Source organism: Janthinobacterium sp. 1L-D-8-B-C4, from assembly GCF_057291295.1.
Map to the genome: position 1 here is coordinate 146097 of NZ_JBXAVX010000013.1, position 19054 is coordinate 165150.

Below are 19054 nucleotides of genomic sequence, written 5' to 3' on the forward strand. Positions count from 1 at the left end.
GTCTCCCGAAAATAGTCGTGGCAGGCATTCTCGCATTCTTCGCGGCGGGTGTGGCTGGCGTAAATAAAACTTAAAATGGTCACTCTTACCATTAAAATAAATTTGTTGTTTTCGAGACATGCCAGGCGCGTTGTTGGCCGAGACTGCTATAATCTGGCCAACGAGACATAATAGTTGTCTTACATATACAGAATTCTGAGCGCTGGCCGCAAGGCAGCGACACCAGTGTTGGCCAAAAAGCTTGCCGACAGTCTGCACTCCCCCTGTCTCTACTGGAGCTTTTTGATGCGTAATATCACAATCAAGCTGGCGCTGGCCGCTGCAACCCTGATCGGCACCACGGCCGCACAGGCACAAACCAACCTCGTCAAGAATGGCGATTTCGAGCTGACCAGCAACGGTACCTCGAAGCAGATCAACGAAGGCACGACTGTCCGCAGCGACCGCACCTACCTGACCGACTGGAGCAGTACGGGCTATAACTTCGTCCTGAACGGCAGCAATATCGACAGCACCACCGCGCAGACGGCGTTGGCCCTGTGGGGTCCGAATTCCTACGGTGGCCGCGACGCAACATCGCAGAACGGCCTGGGCGTGAGCCCCACCGGCGGCAATGTGCTGGCAGCGGACTGGGATTACTTTGCCGGCCCCGTCTCGCAGCAGATCAGCGGCCTGGTGGCCGGCCAGGCCTACACCCTGAGCTTTGCCTACGGTGCGGCGCAGCAAGTCGGCTACAGCGGCGCGAACGCGATCAATTACTGGGACGTGTCGCTGGGCGGCACCACGCAGCAGACCACTTCGCTGGCCAACGCCAGTCACGGCTTCACCGGCTGGCAGCAGGCCAGCATGACGTTTACCGCCACCAGCAGCAGCGAATTGCTGTCGTTTATGGCCAAGGGTGGCCCGTCCGGCGCGCCGCCATTCATGCTGCTCGACGGCGTAGCGCTGGTGTCGGCCGTGCCGGAACCAACGACCTGGGGCATGCTGCTGGGCGGCCTGGGCCTGCTGGCGTTCATGGCACGCCGCCGCAAGGCCGCCGCCTTCTAAGAGGCGCTGGCCCAGACTGATCCGGACCGGCCTTGCCCGTCCGGATTTTTTGCTTTTATTCTACTTTCCACATCTCGCCATGAGCTTGCTGCAAGCCATCCTCTCCCATTTGCCCGGCCTGGCCGTCGATGTGCTGCGCCTTGGCATCTGGCTGGCTGCCCTGAGCTTGCTGTTCGTGCCGCTCGAACGTTTCTTCGGCCAGCGCCACGCCGGCCGCAGCAAGGTGGAACTGGCCGGCGACCTGGGCTTTTATTTTCTCAGCAGCCTGCTGCCGGCCGTGCTGCTGGCGGCCCCGCTGGCGCTGGTCGCAGTGGCCGGGCAGCGCTTGCTGCCCGATGCCGTGCCCGCCACCCTGAGCGCGCTGCCGCTATCGGCCAAGGTGGCGCTGGGCTTGCTGATCGGCGAAGTCGGCACTTACTGGGGCCACCGGCTCAGCCATGAAATACCATGGCTGTGGCGCTTTCACGCCGTACACCACAGCACCAGTCATCTGTATTTCCTGGCCAATACCCGCAGCCATCCGGTCGACATGGTCGTCACGCGCCTGTTCGGCATGACGCCCTTGTATCTGCTGGGCCTGGCCGGCCCCGGCGCCGCCGGCAGCGCCGCGCCGGTGGCGCTGCTGCTGGTAGGTACCGTGTGGGGCTTTTTTATCCACGCCAACCTGCGCTGGCGTTTCGGCCCGCTGGAATGGCTGGTCGCCACGCCGGCGTTTCATCACTGGCATCACAGCAAGTTCAACCATATCAACCGCAACTACGCCTCGACCCTGCCCGTGCTGGACCGCCTGTTCGGCACCTATCATTTGCCGCGCGAGTGGCCAGACGCCGTCGGCATCGAAGCGCCGATGCCGGTCAGCTTGGGCGGGCAGTTGATGGCACCGCTGCGTAGGTCGGATTAGGCGCAAGGCGCCGTAATCCGACGACATTGTTGGCGTCAACGGTGTTGTCGGGTTACGCGCTTGCGCGCTAACCCGACCTACGCCGACCCACGCCGACCTACTTTTTCTCCGCCACCTTGACGGCCGGCTTGACCGCCCCGCCCTTGCCCTGCCCATTGACCTGCAAGCCCGCCTCGGACAGCTTCACGGCGCTTTTCGGACCGATCCCCTTGACCCGGCTTTCAAAGTCGCCCCAGTCCTTGTAGGGCCCCTTGGCGCGCTCATCGATAATGGCTTTCGAGGTGGCCGGGCCGATGCCCTTGACGCTGTCGAGCGCTGCCTGGTCGGCCTTGTTGACGTCCACCTGGGCCATGGCCAGGCCCATCGTCGCGGCAAGGCATGCCACGGCCAATACAAGTTGTTTAAACATGGGAAAGTCTCCGTAGTGTGGTTGGATAACACTGAAACGGCTGACAGACAGCGCCTGGCCGTCATCACAGTGTAGCGAACGCCACATGGGCCGGAAGACGGCCAGGGAGGGAAGAGCTGCGCCAGATCAAGCGAACTGGCGCAGAGAGTGCGGAAGATTTATTGCGGGAACAGTTCGGCGCGCGTGACGGTGGCCGTGCCCAGCTTGCCGACCACGATGCCGCCGGCGCGGTTGGCAGTGCGCACGGCGTCGCCCAGGTTCATGCCGGCGCCCAGCATGGCGGCCATGGTGGCGATCACCGTGTCGCCGGCGCCCGACACATCGAACACTTCGCGCGCATCGGTCGGCATGTGCAGCACATCATCGGCCGTGTACAAGCTCATGCCCTCTTCCGAACGGGTCAGCAGCAAGGCGTCCAGGCCCAGCTGGGAACGCATCTGCTGGGCACGCTCGGTCAGTTGCTCTTCCGTGCTCCAGTTGCCGATGATGCGGCGCAGTTCGGACTTGTTGGGCGTGAGTACTGACGCCCCCGCATAGCGCGAAAAATCGTCGCCCTTCGGGTCCACCATCACGATCTTGCCAGCCGCCCTGGCCGTCCTGATCATCTCGGCCACGTTCACCAGGCTGCCCTTGGCGTAGTCGGACAAAATCACCACGTCGCAGTCCGGCAGCAGGGTATTGAACTGCTTGAGCTTGTCGCGCAGCACCGTGTCGCTGGGCGCATCCTCGAAATCGATGCGCAGCATCTGCTGCTGGCGGCCGATCACGCGCAGCTTGATGATGGTGGAAATGGCGGCGTCGCGCTGCAGATGGCTGGCGATGCCGTCCTCGGCCAGCAGGCGCTCGACTTCGCTGCCGGCCTCGTCGTCGCCGACCACGCCCAGCAAACTCGTGCGTGCGCCCAGCGCGGCCGCATTGCGCGCGACGTTGGCCGCGCCGCCCAGGCGCTCTTCGCGCTTTTCAATGCGCACGATGGGCACCGGCGCTTCCGGCGAAATACGGCTGACGTCGCCAAACCAGTAACGGTCCAGCATCACGTCGCCCACCACCAGCAGGCGCACTTGGGCCAGGCGATCGGGCGCCGCCAGGCTTGTCACCTCGGGCGCGTTCATGCCGGCACCTGCAGCGAGCGGCCAATGCCGTGGTATTCGATGCCGGTGGCCAGCATGGTGTCCGGTTCATACAGATTGCGGCCATCAAAAATCACCGGCTGCTTCAGGCGCTTCTTGATCAGCTCGAAGTCGGGGCTGCGGAAAGCCTTCCATTCGGTGACGATCACCAGCGCATCGGCACCCTCCAGCGCATCGGACGGGCTGTTGGCGTAGCGGATATTGGCCAGCTGCGCGGGCGCCAGGTCCAGCTGCAGCACGCGCTGCGCTTCCTTCATCGCCACCGGGTCGTACACGGCGACAGTGGCGCCGCGCGACAACAGGTCGGCCAGCAGCACGCGCGCCGACGCTTCGCGCATGTCGTCGGTATTGGGCTTGAAGGCCAGGCCCCAGATGGCAAAATGGCGCCCGGCCAGGTCGTTGCCGAAGCGTTTCACGACCTTGCCGCCCAGGATATGCTTTTGCCTGTCGTTCACAGCTTCGACGGCGCGCAGTATCAACAGCTCCTGGCCGTGGCCGCGCGCCGTGCGTTCCAGCGCCTGCACGTCTTTCGGGAAGCACGAGCCGCCATAGCCGCAGCCGGCGTACAAAAAGCTGTAGCCGATGCGCGGGTCGGAACCGACGCCGCGGCGCACCGCTTCGATATCGACGCCGACCTTGTCGGCCAGGTTGGCCAGTTCATTCATGAACGAGATGCGCGTGGCCAGCATGGCGTTGGCCGCGTACTTGGTAAATTCGGCCGAGCGCACATCCATCCAGTAGGTGCGTTCGCGGTTGCGGTTGAACGGTGCATACAGGCTGCGCAACAGGTCGCGCGCGCGCTCGCCTTCCGGCGTAGTATCGACGCCGATGACGATGCGGTCGGGCCGCATGAAGTCTTCGACGGCGGCGCCTTCTTTCAAAAATTCCGGGTTCGAGGCTACCGAGAAAGTGGCGTAAGTGGCGCGCAGGTCCAGTTCGGCCTGGATCGCGGCGCGCACTTTTTCGGCCGTGCCGACCGGCACCGTCGACTTGTCGACGATGACCTTGTATTCGTTCATGTACTTGCCGATGCCGCGCGCGGCGGCCAGCACGTACTGCAGGTCGGCCGAGCCGTCTTCGTCGGGCGGCGTGCCGACGGCGATGAACTGCAGCATGCCGTGGTGGGCGGCCGCTTCGACGTCGGTGGAAAAGGTCAGGCGGCCGGCGGCGCGGTTGCGCGACACGACTTCTTCCAGGCCCGGCTCATGGATGGGGATGCCGCCGCTGTTGAGCAGCTCGACTTTTTTCGCGTCGAGATCCAGGCAAAAGACGTCGTTGCCCAGTTCCGCCAGGCAGGCGCCGGTCACGAGGCCAACGTAGCCCGTGCCGATAATGGTGATTTTCATGGTTGTACCGTATGGATAAAAATGCAGGTGCTAATTGCAGGTGCTACATGGAAGTACACGCCACATTGCTCGGGGCAAGGTGACGTGTACGAATCAGTTCATGACGTTGAGTTCTTCGGTGCGGCGCGGCGGGTAGGTTTCCCACTTGTTGCAGCCCGGGCAATGCCAGTAGAACTGGCGGGCCTTGAAGCCGCAGTGGCCGCACTGGTAGCGGGCCAGCTTTTGCGTGTAGCCGTGGACGAGGTTTTTCACCATCGACAATTCCGACCAGATCGCCGCCGGCGCATCCATCATGCGTGCTTCCAATAGCTTGTCCAGGCCCAGCAAGGTTGGCGTACGGCGCAGTTCGGCGCTCACCAGTTGCTTGGCCGCGTCGACGCCGTCCAGGTCCAGCACCGCCTTGAACACCACTTCGATCAGGTCGATCGACGACGCTTCTTCCAGGTAGGAACGCAGCAGGTTGATGCCTTCCTGCGGGCGGCCCACCTTGGTATAGCCATCCATCAGCCGCTGCGCCACCAGCGCCACATGCGGCACGCTTTGCTGCTCGACGCGGCGCCAGGTCATGATCGCTTCTTCCACGTCGCCGCGCGCCAGCAGCACGTCGCCCGTCAAAATGGTGGCGCGCACGCTCTTGCGGTCGGTCTGCAGCGCTTTTTCCAGCAGCGGCATGGCTTCGTCGGGCTTCAGATGCACCAGCGCGTCATGCGCCAGCTCACAATAGAACTGCGCGATTTCCTTCTGCCGCGCACCGGCGCCAGATTCCTGCAGGCCCAGCGCCGCTTCGATGGCGCGCGGCCATTCCTTTTCGCGCTGGAAGATTTCCAGCAGCGCGCGGCGCGCCTGCACCGCGTACTGTGTCTCGACCAGGCCATTGAAGGTTTCTTCGGCGCGGTCCAGCAGGCCCGCCTTCAGGTAATCCATGCCCAGCTCATAGGCGGCATGCACCTGCTGTTCCTGCGGCAGGTCCGGGCGCGCCAGCAGGTTCTGGTGGACGCGGATGGCGCGCTCCGTCTCGCCGCGGCGGCGGAACAGATTACCGAGCGCAAAGTGCATGTCGGCCGATTCGGGATCGAGCTTGACGATTTCGATAAACGAATCGATCGCCTTGTCATGCTGCTCGGTCAGCAGGAAATTGAGGCCCTTGAAGTAATTGCGCGGCAGGCTGCGCGATTCCGACACCAGTTGATTGATGTCGACCCGCGCGGCAATCCAGCCCAGCGCGAAAAACAGGGGAATGCCCAGGAACCACCAGAATTCAAATTCCATGCGATTGTTTTTATTCGTATAAGAGGGAAAAACGGAAAGACGGCGGCGCTCAGGACTGAGCGCTGACACCGTCCGGTTGCGGCTGCACATTGGACGACGCGCCGACGGCGTGCAATGCGGCGATCGTGGTTTTCTGGCGGTTCGCTTCGCGGCGGTGGCGGAACACGGTCGGCGTCAGGGCCAGTACGCCCAGGCTGGCGCCGGCGACAAAAAAGCCCAGCAGCATCAGGACCAGGGGGCCACGGATTTCATAATTGAGGAACACATGCAGGTCGACCACCTGCGCATTCTTCAGCGCAAAGCCGAAGAACAGGACGAAAAGAACACAGCCAACGATGGTGGAGATGATTTTCATCGATAGGTCCAGACAGAGAAAAACGGTAATACAAACGGTGTTCATGCCACATGGCATGAACCTTCAGCATCATAGCAAAAAAAAAGCGGCATCCAAGGACGCCGCTCTTTATTTTCCGCCTTCCAGCAGACGATTAATCCTCGATGATCGGTTGCCCGACCATCGCGTCCACGCGCTCGCGCAACTGTTTGCCCGGCTTGAAGTGGGGTACCCGTTTTTCAGGCACCATCACCTTGTCGCCCGACTTCGGGTTGCGGCCGATGCGCGGTGGCCGGCTGTTCAGGGCAAAACTGCCAAAACCGCGGATCTCGATGCGCTGGCCGGTCGCAAGGGCGTTGGTCATCGCATCGAGAATGGTCTTGACGGCATACTCCGCATCTTTCGCCACCAGCTGAGAATAACGCTCAGCGAGGCGGTTGATCAGCTCGGATTTTGTCATCTGCCGTATCCGCAGTCTTAGTTCTTGTTATCGAACTTGGCTTTCAACAAGGCGCCCAGGCTGGTGGTGCCCGAAGCTGCGTTGTTGTCGGTCGCTGCCATCTTCTGCATTGCTTCCTGGGTTTCAACGTTGTCTTTCGCTTTGATCGACAGTTGGATACCACGGGCTTTGCGGTCGATGTTCAGCACCATTGCTTCAACGGTGTCGCCGACTTTCAGGTGCGTACCAGCATCTTCAACGCGGTCGCGCGAGATTTCGGAAGCGCGCAGGTAGCCTTCAACTTCTTCGGACAGTTGGATCACGGCGCCTTTAGGCTCAACCGATTTAACGGTACCGGTAACCAGCGAACCTTTGTCGTTCATGGCTGCGAAGTTGTTGAATGGGTCACCTTCCAGTTGCTTGACGCCCAGGGAAACGCGCTCGCGCTCAACGTCGATGGCCAGAACGATGGCTTCCAGTTCGTCACCTTTCTTGAAGCGACGCACGGCTTCTTCGCCGGTTTCGGTCCAGGACAGGTCGGACAGGTGCACCAGACCGTCGATGTTGCCGGCCAGGCCGATGAACACGCCGAAGTCGGTGATCGATTTGATCGCGCCACGGACTTTGTCACCTTTTTTATGGGTAACACCGAAGTCGTCCCATGGATTGGCTTTGCACTGTTTCATGCCCAGCGAAATACGACGACGCTCTTCGTCGATTTCCAGAACCATTACTTCTACTTCGTCGCCCAGTTGGACAACTTTGTTAGGAGCAACGTTTTTGTTCGTCCAGTCCATTTCGGAAACGTGTACCAGACCTTCGATACCTTGTTCCACTTCAACGAATGCGCCGTAGTCGGTCAGGTTCGTTACTTTACCGAACAGACGCGTGCTTTGTGGGTAACGACGGGACAGACCGGTCCAAGGATCGTCGCCTAGTTGTTTCACGCCCAGCGAAACACGGTTTTTCTCTTGATCGTATTTCAGGACTTTGGCGGTGATTTCCTGGCCAACCGTCAGTACTTCCGACGGGTGACGTACACGGCGCCATGCCAGGTCGGTGATGTGCAGCAGGCCATCGATACCGCCCAGATCCACGAACGCGCCGTAGTCGGTGATATTTTTGACGACGCCGGTCACGACCGTGCCTTCTTTCAGCGTTTCCATCAGTTTCTGACGCTCTTCGCCCATCGAAGCTTCGATGACGGCGCGACGCGACAACACCACGTTGTTACGCTTGCGGTCCAGTTTGATGACCTTGAATTCGAGGGTTTTGCCTTCGAATGGGGTGGTATCTTTTACTGGGCGGGTGTCAACCAGCGAACCCGGCAGGAATGCGCGGATGCCGTTGGTCAGGACGGTCAGGCCGCCTTTGACTTTGCCATTGACGGTACCGACGACGATCTCGCCCGATTCCATCGCTTTTTCCAGAGCCAGCCACGAAGCCAGACGCTTGGCTTTATCGCGCGACAGGATGGTATCGCCGAAACCGTTTTCCAGCGATTCGATCGCCACGGAAACGAAGTCACCAACTTTGACTTCCAGTTCGCCGTGGTCGTTCTTGAATTCTTCGACAGGGATGAATGCTTCGGATTTGAGGCCGGCGTTAACGATCACGAAATTGTGGTCGAGGCGCACGACTTCAGCGGAAATAACTTCGCCGGAGCGCATATCTTGACGCGACAACGATTCCTCGAAGAGCGCAGCAAAACTTTCCATACCGGTAGATTCGTTAGTTGTAACAGTAGACATAGGGTTCACACAGGTTATCCAGCAGAGATCGCACCATGCGACTTAAACTGGGTTAGGTTTTTGACACACCCGGACAGGCCAGGAGCCGTCAACGGGCACCACGTAGCGTAAAAATCACACTATTTTGCTGCAGCTGCATGCCATTTCAATACGGTTTCGACGGCTTCGTCAGCCGTCATGGCCGAAGTATCGAGGACATGCGCCCCTTCTGCGGGGACCAACGGCGCAATCGCACGGTGAGTATCACGTTCGTCCCGCGCCTGCAAATCCATCAGAAGGTCTTCCATATTAGCAGAAAAACCCTTGTCTATCAATTGCTTGTAGCGCCGTTGCGCGCGCGCAGGGGCGCTGGCCGTCAAAAACACCTTCAACTGGGCGTGCGGAAAGATCACCGTGCCCATGTCGCGCCCGTCGGCCACCAGGCCCGGCGTCTTGCGAAAACCCAGCTGCAAGCTGACCAGTGCATGGCGCACGGTTGGCAGCACGGCAATCTTCGAGGCCGTATTGCCGACCTCTTCGGCGCGGATGTACTCGGTGACATTTTCGTTTGCCAGCAGGATCTCGCCATTGGCAAAGTGGCAAGGCAGGTGCTCGGCCAGCTTGGCCAGCGCATGCTCGTCGCGCAGGTCGGTGCCACGACGCAGGGCGGTGAGCGCCGTCAGCCGGTACAGCGCGCCCGAATCGAGATAATGAAAGCCGAGCTTGTCGGCCACGCGATGCGCCACCGTGCCCTTGCCGGAAGCGGTGGGGCCGTCGATGGTGATGACTGGGATATGGGTAGTGGACATGGTTTTGTCAGTAAAAAACTGAACCCCAAACCGAAGCCGGGGTCAGATCCTCAGGGTCTGACCCCAGATTTCGTTTGGGGTTACTGGTTAAATCAAAGTGTCCTTGGCTATCCCCGCAAACGCGGCGAAATACTCGGGGAAGGTCTTGGCCACGCATTTCGGGTCATTGATGCGCATTTCATTGCCACGGCGGGCGGCGCCGTCCAGCGAAGCGAGCGAAAAGCACATCGCCATGCGGTGGTCGTCATAGGTGTCGATGGTGGCAGCCGAAATTTCCACCGGCGGCGTCACGCGCAGGTAGTCGGCGCCCTCTTCCACTTCCGCGCCCAACTTGCGCAGTTCGGTCGCCATCGCCGCCAGGCGGTCGGTCTCTTTCACCCGCCAGCTGGCGATATTGCGCAAAGTGCTGGTGCCGTCCGCATACAGCGCGGCCACCGCGATCGTCATGGCCGCGTCGGGAATATGGTTGAAATCCATGTCGACCGCTTTCAACACGCCGTTCGAGCGCGCCTCGATCCAGTTCTCGCCCATGGTAATGGTGGCGCCCATCTGCTGCAAGGCTTCGACGAAACGCACGTCGCCCTGGATGCTGTCGCGCCCCACGCCTTCGACACGCACCGGACCGCCGCCAATCGCGCCGGCGGCCAGGAAGTACGAGGCCGACGAGGCGTCGCCTTCGACATGGATGGTACCCGGGCTTTGATACTGCTGGCCCGGCTGCACAGTAAACGACTGCCAGCCGTCATGCTCGACCGTCACGCCGAAGCGCTGCATCAGGTTCAGGGTAATTTCGATATACGGTTTCGAGATCAGCTCGCCCGTCACATCGATGGTCACCGCATGGTCGCGCGCCATCAGCGGCGCCACCATCAGCAGGGCCGTCAGGAACTGGCTCGACACATTGCCGCGCACGGCGATGCGCTGCGCGTGGATATGGCCACGGCGGATGCGCAGCGGCGGAAAACCGTGCTCGCCCGTGTACTCGATCTGCGTGCCGACGGCGTTCAGGGCGTCGACCAGGTCGCCGATCGGACGCTCGTGCATGCGCGACACGCCATGCAGGGTATAGTCGCCGCCGATCACCGCCAGCGCCGCCGTCAGCGGGCGGATCGCGGTGCCGGCGTTGCCCATGAACAGATCCGCTTCATGGTTCGGCAAGACGCCGCCGCAGCCTTCCACATGGTGCACCTGGTGCAGGCTGGCAGCGTCCGCCTTCAGGTCGAGTTCATCCTGGGTCCATTTGACACCCAGCGAAGTCAATGCCGTCAGCATCACGAAGGTGTCGTCCGAGGCCAGCAGGTCGACGATTTTGGTCGTGCCCTTGGCCAGCGCGGCCAGCAGCAGCACGCGGTTGGAAATGCTTTTCGAACCGGGCAGGCGCACCGTGCCTTCGGCGTGGATTACCGGTTTCAAATCGATATGATGGGGGTAGTGCTTGGTCTGGGTCATGCTGGAATCCTTCGATATTTTATTGGGTTGGCGCCGGCGTTTCCGCCGTTTCAATCGCCTCGCTCCATTGCTGCCGGGCGTGCTGGGCGTTCGCGTAGACCTTCTCGATCGCCGCGCCATCGCTGGCGGCCAGATGCGCGCGCAGTGCCGTCAGCTGCGCCAGGTAGGCGTCGAGCTCGTGCAGCAGGGCCGGCTGGTTGGCCAGGCTGATGTCGCGCCACATCTCGGGCGACGAGCCGGCAATGCGCGTGAAGTCGCGAAAGCCGCTGGCCGCGTACTGGAACAGCAGGCCGGCGTGCGGCTTGTTGGCGATATCGTCGACCAGCGCAAAGGCCAGCAGGTGCGGCAGATGGCTGACGGCGGCAAATACCTTGTCGTGTTCTTGCGGGCTGAGTGTATGCAAAATGGCGCCGCAGGCGCGCCAGGCGGCGGCCACCTTGTCAACGTCGGCAACAGCGTTTTCCGCCAAAGGCGTCAGCACCACTTTCTTGCCCTGGTACAGATCGATAATGGCCGCATCAGGCCCGTTGGTCTCGCGCCCCGCAATCGGATGGCCGGGCACGAACTGCGACACCTTGCTGCCCAAAGCTGCACGCGCCGCCGCCACCACGTCGGACTTGGTACTGCCCGCGTCGGTAACGACGGTGCCAGGCTGCAGATGCGGCGCAATCGACGCCAGGATGGCGCCAGTCTGCGCCACGGGCGCCGCCAGCAGCACCAGGTCGGCACCGTTCATGGCCTCGGCCATGTCGCCGCCGATCTCGTCGATAATGCCCAGTTCGAGCGCGCGCGCCATCGATGCTGGCGAGCGGCCCATGCCGACCACCGTGTCAACCGCGCCCGCATGCTTCAGGGCCCGTGCAAACGAGCCGCCGATCAGACCCACGCCAAAGATGACGACCTTGTTCAGCATAGGCGTCAAGCCAGCGCTTTCGTCAGCGCGGCGATAAAGATGGCGTTTTCCTGCGGCAGGCCGATGGAAATGCGCAGCCATTGCGGCAAGCCGTAGCTGCCGACCGGGCGCACGATCACGCCCTGCTTCAGCAAGGCCAGGTTGACGCGCGCGCCCGCCTCATCGTCGTCGCCCACTTTCACCAGCACGAAATTGCCGTGCGATGGCACGTATTCCAGGCCCAGCGCCGCGAACGCTTCGGTGAACTGCTGGTAGCCGGCGGCGTTGTTGCGCGCGCTTTTCTCCAGGAATGCCTTGTCGTCCAGCGCGGCAATCGCCGCGGCCTGCGCCATCGAGTTGACATTGAACGGCTGGCGGATGCGGTTCATCAGGTCGGTCAATACTGGCTGGGCGATGGCAAAACCGATGCGCAGGCCGGCCAGGCCGTAAGCTTTCGACAGGGTGCGCGAGACCACCAGATTCGGATACTGGCGCACCCAGGCGGTCGACTCGTACTGGTCTTCGGCCGACAAAAATTCGTTATAGGCTTCGTCAAGCACCACCACCACGTGCTGCGGCACTTTCTGCAGGAACGCCTCGATCTGCGCAGCGGTGAGGAAGGTGCCGGTCGGGTTGTTCGGGTTGGCGATAAACAGCAGGCGCGTGTCGTCGGTAATGGCGGCCGCCATCGCATCGAGGTCATGGCCATAGGCCTGCGCCGGCACCACGCTATGGCGCGCGCCCAGGCCTTGCGTCGCCAGTGCATACACGGCAAACGAATACTGCGAATACACGACGGCCTGGCCGTGCTGCACGAAAGCGTGGGCGGCGATTTCCAGGATATCGTTGCTGCCGTTGCCCAGCGTGATCCAGTCGGCCGGCACGTCATAGCGCTGCGACAGCACGGCCTTCAATTCGAAACCGTTGGCGTCCGGATAGCGACCCAGGTCATCGATGGCGGCGATCATCGCCTGCTTGGCCGAGTCTGGCATGCCGTACGGGTTTTCATTCGAGGCCAGCTTGACGATGGATGCCTCGTCCAGGCCAAACTCGCGCGCCACTTCGGCGATCGGTTTGCCACTCTGGTAAGGAGCGATGGCGCGGACGTATTCAGGACCGATATTTTTAGACATGGTGTGCTTTAAAAGTTGGTAATAGATTAGGCTGGTGGCTGTTGTTGGGTTACGCTGCGCTAACCCAACCTACATAATATGCGCTTCGTAGGTCGGATCAGGCCGCAGGCCGTAATCCGACACCACCGTCGGCGTCACAAGCTGACCGGATACGACCCCAGCACCTTGAAGAACGCCGCATTGCTCTGCAGCTCGGCCAGCGCCTGCGCCACGGCCGGGTTGTGCACGTGGCCTTCCACATCGACATAGAAATAATACTCCCAGCTGCCCATGCGGGCCGGGCGCGATTCGAAGCGCGTCATCGACACGCCGTGTTTCGCCAGCGGCGCCAGCAGCTGGTACACGGCGCCGGCCTTGTTCGGCACGGCCAGCACCAATGAGGTCTGGTCCTTGCCCGACGGCGCAGTCTGCAAGGTGCCCACCACGGCAAAGCGGGTGCGGTTGTGCGGGTCGTCCTGGATATGGCCCTTGACCACGCCCAGCTTGTATTGGGCGCCGGCCAGCTCGCTGGCAATCGCCGCCACGCTGCCGTCTTCGCCGGCCAGGCGCGCCGCTTCCGCGTTCGAGGCCACGGCGCGCCGTTCGATATGCGGGTAATGCTGGTTCAGCCACACCTGGCACTGCGCCAGCGCCTGCGAGTGGGCGCAGATTACGGTCACGCCGTCCATATTGCCGCTCTTCGTCATCAGGCTGTGGTGCACGGCGATCGCCACTTCACCGCTGATGATGAGGCTGGTCTGCAGCATCATGTCCAAGGTGCGGTTGACGGCGCCTTCCGAGGAATTTTCGATCGGCACCACGCCAAAGTCGGCCGTACCCGCTTCGGCCGAACGGAATACCTCATCGATCGACGCGCACGGCAAGCCTTCGACGGCGCTGCCGAACTGCTGGTACACGGCCTGTTCGCTGAAAGTGCCGGCCGGGCCCAAATAGGCGACGGTGACGCGTTTTTCCAGCGAGCGGCAGGACGACATGATTTCGCGGAAGATGGTCTGCACTTCGCGGTCGCCCATCGGGCCGGGGTTGCGCTCGGCCACGCCGCGCAGCACCTGCGCTTCGCGCTCGGGACGGAACACGGGCGCCTGGGTTTCGGCTTTCACGTGGCCCACTTCCTGGGCGATCAGGGCGCGGCGGTTCAGCAGGTCGAGGATCTGCGCGTCGATCGCATCGATCTGTTCGCGCAAGGGTTTCAATTTATCGGTCATGGTGTTGTTTCGTCAGCTGTACTTCAATCATGGCCGCGCGACTTGCGCCGGCGGCGGGCCGGCGCTCGTCGATGCGACGTCAGCGTCCGGCAAACTCGTTCAGATAATCTACTAGTGCTTGCACGCCTTCGATCGGCATCGCGTTATAGATCGATGCGCGCATGCCGCCGACGGACTTGTGGCCCTTCAGCTGCAGCAGGCCGCGCTGTTTCGCGCCGGCCAGGAAGGCGTCGTTCAGGCTTTCGTCGCGCAAATAAAACGGGATCGTCATGCGCGAACGGTATGGTGGGGCGACACGGTTCTGGTAGAAGTCGTCCGCGTCCAGCGCCGCGTATAGCAGCGCCGCTTTCTCAATATTACGCTGTTCCATGGCCGCCACGCCACCCTGGCGTTTGAGCCACTGGAAAACCAGGCCGGCAATATAGATGCCGTAGGTGGGTGGCGTGTTGTACATCGATTCGTGCTCGGCCACGTTGGTCCAGTCGAAAGCCGAGGGGCAAATGCCCAGCGCATGGCCCAACAGATCTTCGCGCACGATCACCACCGTCAGGCCGGCCGGGCCGATATTCTTCTGCGCGCCGCCAAAGATCACGCCGTACTGCGACACGTCGACCACGCGCGACAAAATATGCGAGGACATGTCGGCCACGATGGTGGTGCCCGCTGGCACCTGCGGGGCTTCCTGGAACTCCACGCCGTCGATGGTTTCGTTGGTGCAGATGTGCAGGTAGGCCGCGCCTGGCGTCAGCTTCCATTCACTCACCGGCGGCACCCCGGCAAAACCGCTGGCCTGCGACGAGGCCGCCACATTGACATTGGCGTACTTGGCCGCTTCCTTGATCGATTTGCCGGACCATGACCCCGTCTGCACGAAGTCGATGGTGGCCGGCTGGCTTGCCGCCAGGCCGACCAGGTTCATCGGGATGATGGCGTTTTCGCCCAGGCCACCGCCCTGCAGGAACAAAATCTTGTAGTTGTCGGGCACGGCCAGCAGTTCGCGCAGGTCGGCCACCGCCTGTTTGTAGATGGAAATGAATTCGGGGCCGCGGTGGCTCATTTCCATTACCGACATGCCGCTGCCATGCCAGTCCAGCATTTCGGCAGCGGCTTGCGCCAGCACTTCCCTGGGCAAGACGGCGGGGCCGGCGGAGAAATTGAAGATTTGGTTCACGATGCATTCCTAAAGAGTTATTGCGGCGGCTGCGTGGCCGCCCGCAGGACTTGTTCCAGCACGGCGTTGACGCGGGGAATCAGCACGCGCTGGCTGATCGCCATCGATTCGGCCGACAGCTGCGGCATGGTGGCCAGCATCTTGCGGCCCAGCGGCGTCTGGTAGAACGCCGTCAGTTGCTCGATTTCCTGCACCGTGTAATAGCGTGCGTACAGGGGCACCATTTCGGCGCCCAGTTCGTCGATCAGGCTCTGGTCGGCCAGTACCTGGGTCAGGGTCGACACGGCCAGCGGAATCTCTTCTTCCACATTGGCCAGCGCGAGCGCCCTGCGCTCTTGCGTCAACTCGGCGTTGCCTGTGATGTTCTGCACGGCCGCCTGGCGCATCATGTCCGGCACCGATTGCAGCATCTGGTCGAAAATCTGCCGCGTCAGCGCGGGGAACTGCATTGCATCGAGCATGCGGCGCACGGCCACCTTCATGGCGGCACTGGGCGCGGCCTGGCGCGCGGGCGCCGCCTGGGCACTCTGCGCCTGCACCGGCAAGGTGGCCAGGAACGCCAGCGAAAAGGCGGCGAAGAAGGTGGCGACGATTTTTCTCATGGCATCCGGTATTTCAGTGGGTGTAAAAAAGCGCGCGCAATAGCAATTGGGGCTCCCGAAAGAGCCCCAATCATCTTACTCCGGCTGCGCCGGGTCCGTCTCGGTGGCCGGGTCGGCCGGGTCGGCCGGATCAACCGCCGCCAAAGGCGCCGCGGCAGCCTCCGTCGTCAGCTCGACTTCGTCGATATCGGTTTCCACCACGCGCTGCAGGCCCGACAGCTTGGTGCCGTCTTCCACCGCGATCAGGGTCACGCCTTGCGTGGCGCGGCCCATTTCGCGGATCTCCGACACGCGGGTGCGGATCAGCACGCCACCGGTGGTGATCAGCATGATTTCGTCGGTCGTGTTGACCAGGGTGGCGGCAACCACTTTACCGTTGCGCTCGCTGGTCTGGATCGCGATCATGCCTTTCGTGCCACGGCCATGGCGCGTGTACTCGAGGATCGGGGTACGCTTGCCGTAACCGTTTTCGGTAGCCGTCAGCACCGACTGCTGCTCGTTCTCGGCCACCAGCAGCGCGATCACGTGCTGGCCTTCTTCCAGGTTCATGCCGCGCACGCCGCGCGCCGTGCGGCCCATCGGACGCACATCGTTTTCGTCGAAGCGCACTGCCTTGCCCGAATCCGAGAACAGCATCACGTCGTGCTTGCCGTCGGTCAGCGCCGCGCCGATCAGGAAGTCGCCATCGTCCAGGTCGACCGCGATAATGCCGGCCTTGCGTGGATTGCTGAAGTCCTTCAGCGGCGTTTTCTTGACGGTGCCCAGGCTGGTCGACATGAACACATAATGGTCTTCCGGGAAGGTGCGGTTCTCGCCAGACAATGGCAGGATCACGGTGATCTTTTCGTTGTCCTGCAGCGGGAACATGTTGACGATCGGCTTGCCGCGCGAATTGCGCGAGCCTTGTGGCACTTCCCATACCTTCAGCCAGTACATGCGGCCACGGTCCGAGAAGCACAGGATATAGTCGTGCGTGTTGGCGATGAACAGCTGGTCGATCCAGTCTTCCTCTTTGGTCGCCATCGCCTGCTTGCCGCGTCCGCCGCGCTTCTGCGCGCGGTATTCGGAAATCGGCTGGGCCTTCATGTAGCCGGTGTGCGACAGGGTCACCACCATGTCCTGCGGCGTAATGAGATCTTCGGTTTCCAGGTCGGTCGCGTTCAGTTCGATCTGCGAACGGCGCACGTCCTTCTTGCCGGCGCCGTATTCGTTCATCGCCAGCGTCATTTCGTCGGTGATGATGATGGTCACGCGTTCCGGTTTGGCCAGGATGTCGAGCAAGTCGGCGATATGCTCCATCACTTCCTTGTACTCGTTGACGATCTTGTCCTGCTCCAGGCCGGTCAGGCGCTGCAGGCGCATCTGCAAAATTTCCTGCGCCTGGTCGTCCGACAGCTTGTACAGGCCATCGGCCTGCATGCCGTAGTGCTTCGGCAGGTTTTCCGGGCGATATGCATCCACGCCACCCGGCGTATTGCCGTCGCCGGTACGCGCCAGCATCTCGCGCACCACCGACGAATCCCACGGACGCGCCATCAGCTCGACCTTGGCGATCGGCGGCGTTGGCGCAGCCTTGATGATGGCGATGAAGTCATCGATATTGGCCAGCGCAACGGCCAGGCCTTCGAGCACGTGGCCGCGTTCGCGCGCCTTGCGCAGTTCGAACACGGTGCGGCGCGTGACCACTTCGCGGCGATGCGACAGGAAGCACTGCAGCATCTGCTTCAGGTTCAGCAGCTTCGGCTGGCCGTCGACCAGCGCCACCATGTTCATGCCGAAGGTGTCCTGCAACTGGGTCTGCTTGTACAGATTGTTCAGTACCACTTCCGGCACTTCGCCGCGTTTCAGCTCGATCACCACGCGCATGCCCGATTTGTCGGACTCGTCGCGGATATCGGAAATGCCTTCGAGCTTCTTGTCGCGCACGTTTTCGGCAATGCGTTCGAGCAGGGATTTTTTATTGACCTGGAATGGCAGCTCGTCGACGATGATCGCGATGCGCCCGCCGTCCTTGCCGTATTCCTCGAAGTGGGTCTTGGCGCGCATCACCACGCGGCCACGGCCGGTGCGGTAACCGTCGCGCACGCCCGAGACGCCATAGATGATGCCGGCGGTCGGGAAGTCCGGCGCCGGGATCAGTTCGATCAATTCATCGATCGTGCAGTCCGGGTTGCGCAGCACGTGCAGCGCGCCGTTGATCACTTCGGTGATGTTGTGTGGCGGAATGTTCGTTGCCATGCCGACGGCGATACCGGACGAGCCGTTGATCAGCAGGTTGGGGATGCGCGTCGGCAGTACCGACGGTTCCTTTTCCTTGCCGTCATAATTGGGCACGAAGTCGACGGTGTCTTTTTCGATATCGGCCAGCAGTTCGCCGGCGATCTTGTCCAGGCGGCACTCGGTGTAACGCATGGCGGCGGCGGCGTCGCCGTCGACGGAACCGAAGTTACCCTGGCCATCGACGAGCATGTAGCGCAGCGAAAAATCTTGCGCCATGCGCACCAAGGTGTCGTAGATCGACGCATCGCCGTGGGGGTGGTACTTACCCATGGTTTCGCCGACCACGCGGGCGCACTTGACGTAAGGGCGATTCCACACGTTGTTCATTTCATGCATCGCGAACAGGACGCGGCGGTGCACTGGCTTCAAGCCGTCACGCGCGTCAGGCAAGGCGCGACCGACGATCACGCTCATGGCGTAATCGAGGTAGCTCTTGCGCATCTCTTCTTCGAGGGAAATAGGGATTGTTTCTTTTGCGAATTGATCCATTGGCGGTTCGACTGATCTCAGGCTGTGGTTAACTTATCTGCTACGCAATGTATGACGCAATACTGCATATCCTGGGCGGCTGTTGTGGTGGAGTGGCTGGCAAAAGGGGCGGGACGGTTGCAGGGAGCAGCGCCGCCATCGGCTTTTTGTCAGGCACGCCCAACAGTCAAGCGCACGATTTTAGCATGCGCGCCCTGCTGCAAGTGCAAATTGCCAGGCGTGCCGGAATACAAAGGCATTCCATGGCGCACCGGCGCTGTGCATGATTGCTTGACAATAGTGCATATGAACAACACCAGTTCAAGAGTCCTGCCCACAAAACAGGCACAAAATGTAACTAGATGTCACGGGCGCGTCATAATCGGGCATTTTCGTTGCGTTGTTACAACATGCAGTCTAAAATCGCGGAAGCTTTGATT

Annotated in this window: 17 protein-coding genes; 2 read left to right on the forward strand and 15 right to left on the reverse strand. The window is 61.7% G+C overall.

The genetic code is table 11. The annotated features are described in order from the left end of the window. Nucleotides 1-285 precede the first annotated feature (285 nt). Nucleotides 286-1047, forward strand: a complete 762-nt coding sequence (locus tag AC0Z42_RS21240; RefSeq protein WP_485470172.1) for a PEP-CTERM sorting domain-containing protein — start codon at nucleotides 286-288, stop codon at nucleotides 1045-1047. 79 nt (nucleotides 1048-1126) lie between these two features. Further along, nucleotides 1127-1948, forward strand: a complete 822-nt coding sequence (locus tag AC0Z42_RS21245) for a sterol desaturase family protein (RefSeq protein ID WP_485470173.1) — start codon at nucleotides 1127-1129, stop codon at nucleotides 1946-1948. A 97-nt stretch (nucleotides 1949-2045) separates the two neighbouring features. On the opposite strand, the gene AC0Z42_RS21250 is transcribed toward AC0Z42_RS21245, so the two are convergent. The 15 genes from AC0Z42_RS21250 to gyrA all read right to left on the reverse strand — a co-directional run bounded on the left by AC0Z42_RS21250 (nucleotide 2046) and on the right by gyrA (nucleotide 18635). After that, nucleotides 2046-2357 (reverse strand): ComEA family DNA-binding protein, encoded by a 312-nt coding sequence (locus AC0Z42_RS21250; RefSeq protein ID WP_485470174.1) that lies wholly within the window; start codon nucleotides 2355-2357, stop codon nucleotides 2046-2048. A 158-nt stretch (nucleotides 2358-2515) separates the two neighbouring features. Continuing rightward, on the reverse strand, nucleotides 2516-3469 hold the full coding sequence (rfaE1, locus tag AC0Z42_RS21255; RefSeq protein ID WP_485470175.1) for a D-glycero-beta-D-manno-heptose-7-phosphate kinase: 954 nt from the start codon (nucleotides 3467-3469) through the stop codon (nucleotides 2516-2518). Further along, nucleotides 3466-4833, reverse strand: a complete 1368-nt coding sequence (locus tag AC0Z42_RS21260; RefSeq protein WP_485470176.1) for a UDP-glucose dehydrogenase family protein — start codon at nucleotides 4831-4833, stop codon at nucleotides 3466-3468. The genes rfaE1 and AC0Z42_RS21260 overlap by 4 nt, the downstream gene beginning before the upstream one ends. Nucleotides 4834-4926: 93 nt before the next feature. Then, nucleotides 4927-6102, reverse strand: coding sequence for a lipopolysaccharide assembly protein LapB (gene lapB, locus AC0Z42_RS21265; protein WP_485470177.1), 1176 nt, complete (start codon nucleotides 6100-6102; stop codon nucleotides 4927-4929). Between the two features lie 49 nt (nucleotides 6103-6151). After that, nucleotides 6152-6457 carry a LapA family protein gene (locus tag AC0Z42_RS21270; protein ID WP_485470178.1) on the reverse strand — a complete coding sequence of 102 codons (306 nt, stop codon included), beginning with the start codon at nucleotides 6455-6457 and terminating at the stop codon, nucleotides 6152-6154. Nucleotides 6458-6590: 133 nt separating this feature from the next. Beyond that, nucleotides 6591-6896 (reverse strand): integration host factor subunit beta, encoded by a 306-nt coding sequence (locus AC0Z42_RS21275; RefSeq protein WP_008446215.1) that lies wholly within the window; start codon nucleotides 6894-6896, stop codon nucleotides 6591-6593. Nucleotides 6897-6913: 17 nt separating this feature from the next. Next, entirely contained in the window at nucleotides 6914-8626 is a 1713-nt protein-coding gene (gene rpsA, locus AC0Z42_RS21280) for a 30S ribosomal protein S1 (RefSeq protein WP_071650172.1), read from the reverse strand. A gap of 119 nt (nucleotides 8627-8745) precedes the next feature. Next, a complete protein-coding gene (gene cmk, locus AC0Z42_RS21285) occupies nucleotides 8746-9414 on the reverse strand; it encodes a (d)CMP kinase (RefSeq protein ID WP_485470179.1) in 669 nt (222 codons plus the stop codon). 87 nt (nucleotides 9415-9501) lie between these two features. Next, on the reverse strand, nucleotides 9502-10863 hold the full coding sequence (aroA, locus tag AC0Z42_RS21290) for a 3-phosphoshikimate 1-carboxyvinyltransferase (RefSeq protein WP_485470180.1): 1362 nt from the start codon (nucleotides 10861-10863) through the stop codon (nucleotides 9502-9504). 19 nt (nucleotides 10864-10882) lie between these two features. After that, the gene (locus tag AC0Z42_RS21295) at nucleotides 10883-11776 is read right to left on the reverse strand and encodes a prephenate dehydrogenase (protein WP_485470243.1); all 894 of its coding nucleotides are present in this window, start codon (nucleotides 11774-11776) and stop codon (nucleotides 10883-10885) included. Nucleotides 11777-11781: 5 nt separating this feature from the next. Then, a complete protein-coding gene (gene hisC, locus AC0Z42_RS21300; RefSeq protein ID WP_485470181.1) occupies nucleotides 11782-12888 on the reverse strand; it encodes a histidinol-phosphate transaminase in 1107 nt (368 codons plus the stop codon). A 134-nt stretch (nucleotides 12889-13022) separates the two neighbouring features. Beyond that, nucleotides 13023-14093 (reverse strand): prephenate dehydratase, encoded by a 1071-nt coding sequence (pheA, locus tag AC0Z42_RS21305; protein ID WP_485470182.1) that lies wholly within the window; start codon nucleotides 14091-14093, stop codon nucleotides 13023-13025. A gap of 79 nt (nucleotides 14094-14172) precedes the next feature. Then, on the reverse strand, nucleotides 14173-15264 hold the full coding sequence (gene serC / locus AC0Z42_RS21310) for a 3-phosphoserine/phosphohydroxythreonine transaminase (RefSeq protein ID WP_485470183.1): 1092 nt from the start codon (nucleotides 15262-15264) through the stop codon (nucleotides 14173-14175). A 17-nt stretch (nucleotides 15265-15281) separates the two neighbouring features. Then, entirely contained in the window at nucleotides 15282-15866 is a 585-nt protein-coding gene (locus tag AC0Z42_RS21315) for a DUF2059 domain-containing protein (protein ID WP_485470184.1), read from the reverse strand. A gap of 75 nt (nucleotides 15867-15941) precedes the next feature. Beyond that, nucleotides 15942-18635 (reverse strand): DNA gyrase subunit A, encoded by a 2694-nt coding sequence (gene gyrA / locus AC0Z42_RS21320; RefSeq protein ID WP_485470185.1) that lies wholly within the window; start codon nucleotides 18633-18635, stop codon nucleotides 15942-15944. Nucleotides 18636-19054: the final 419 nt, after the last annotated feature.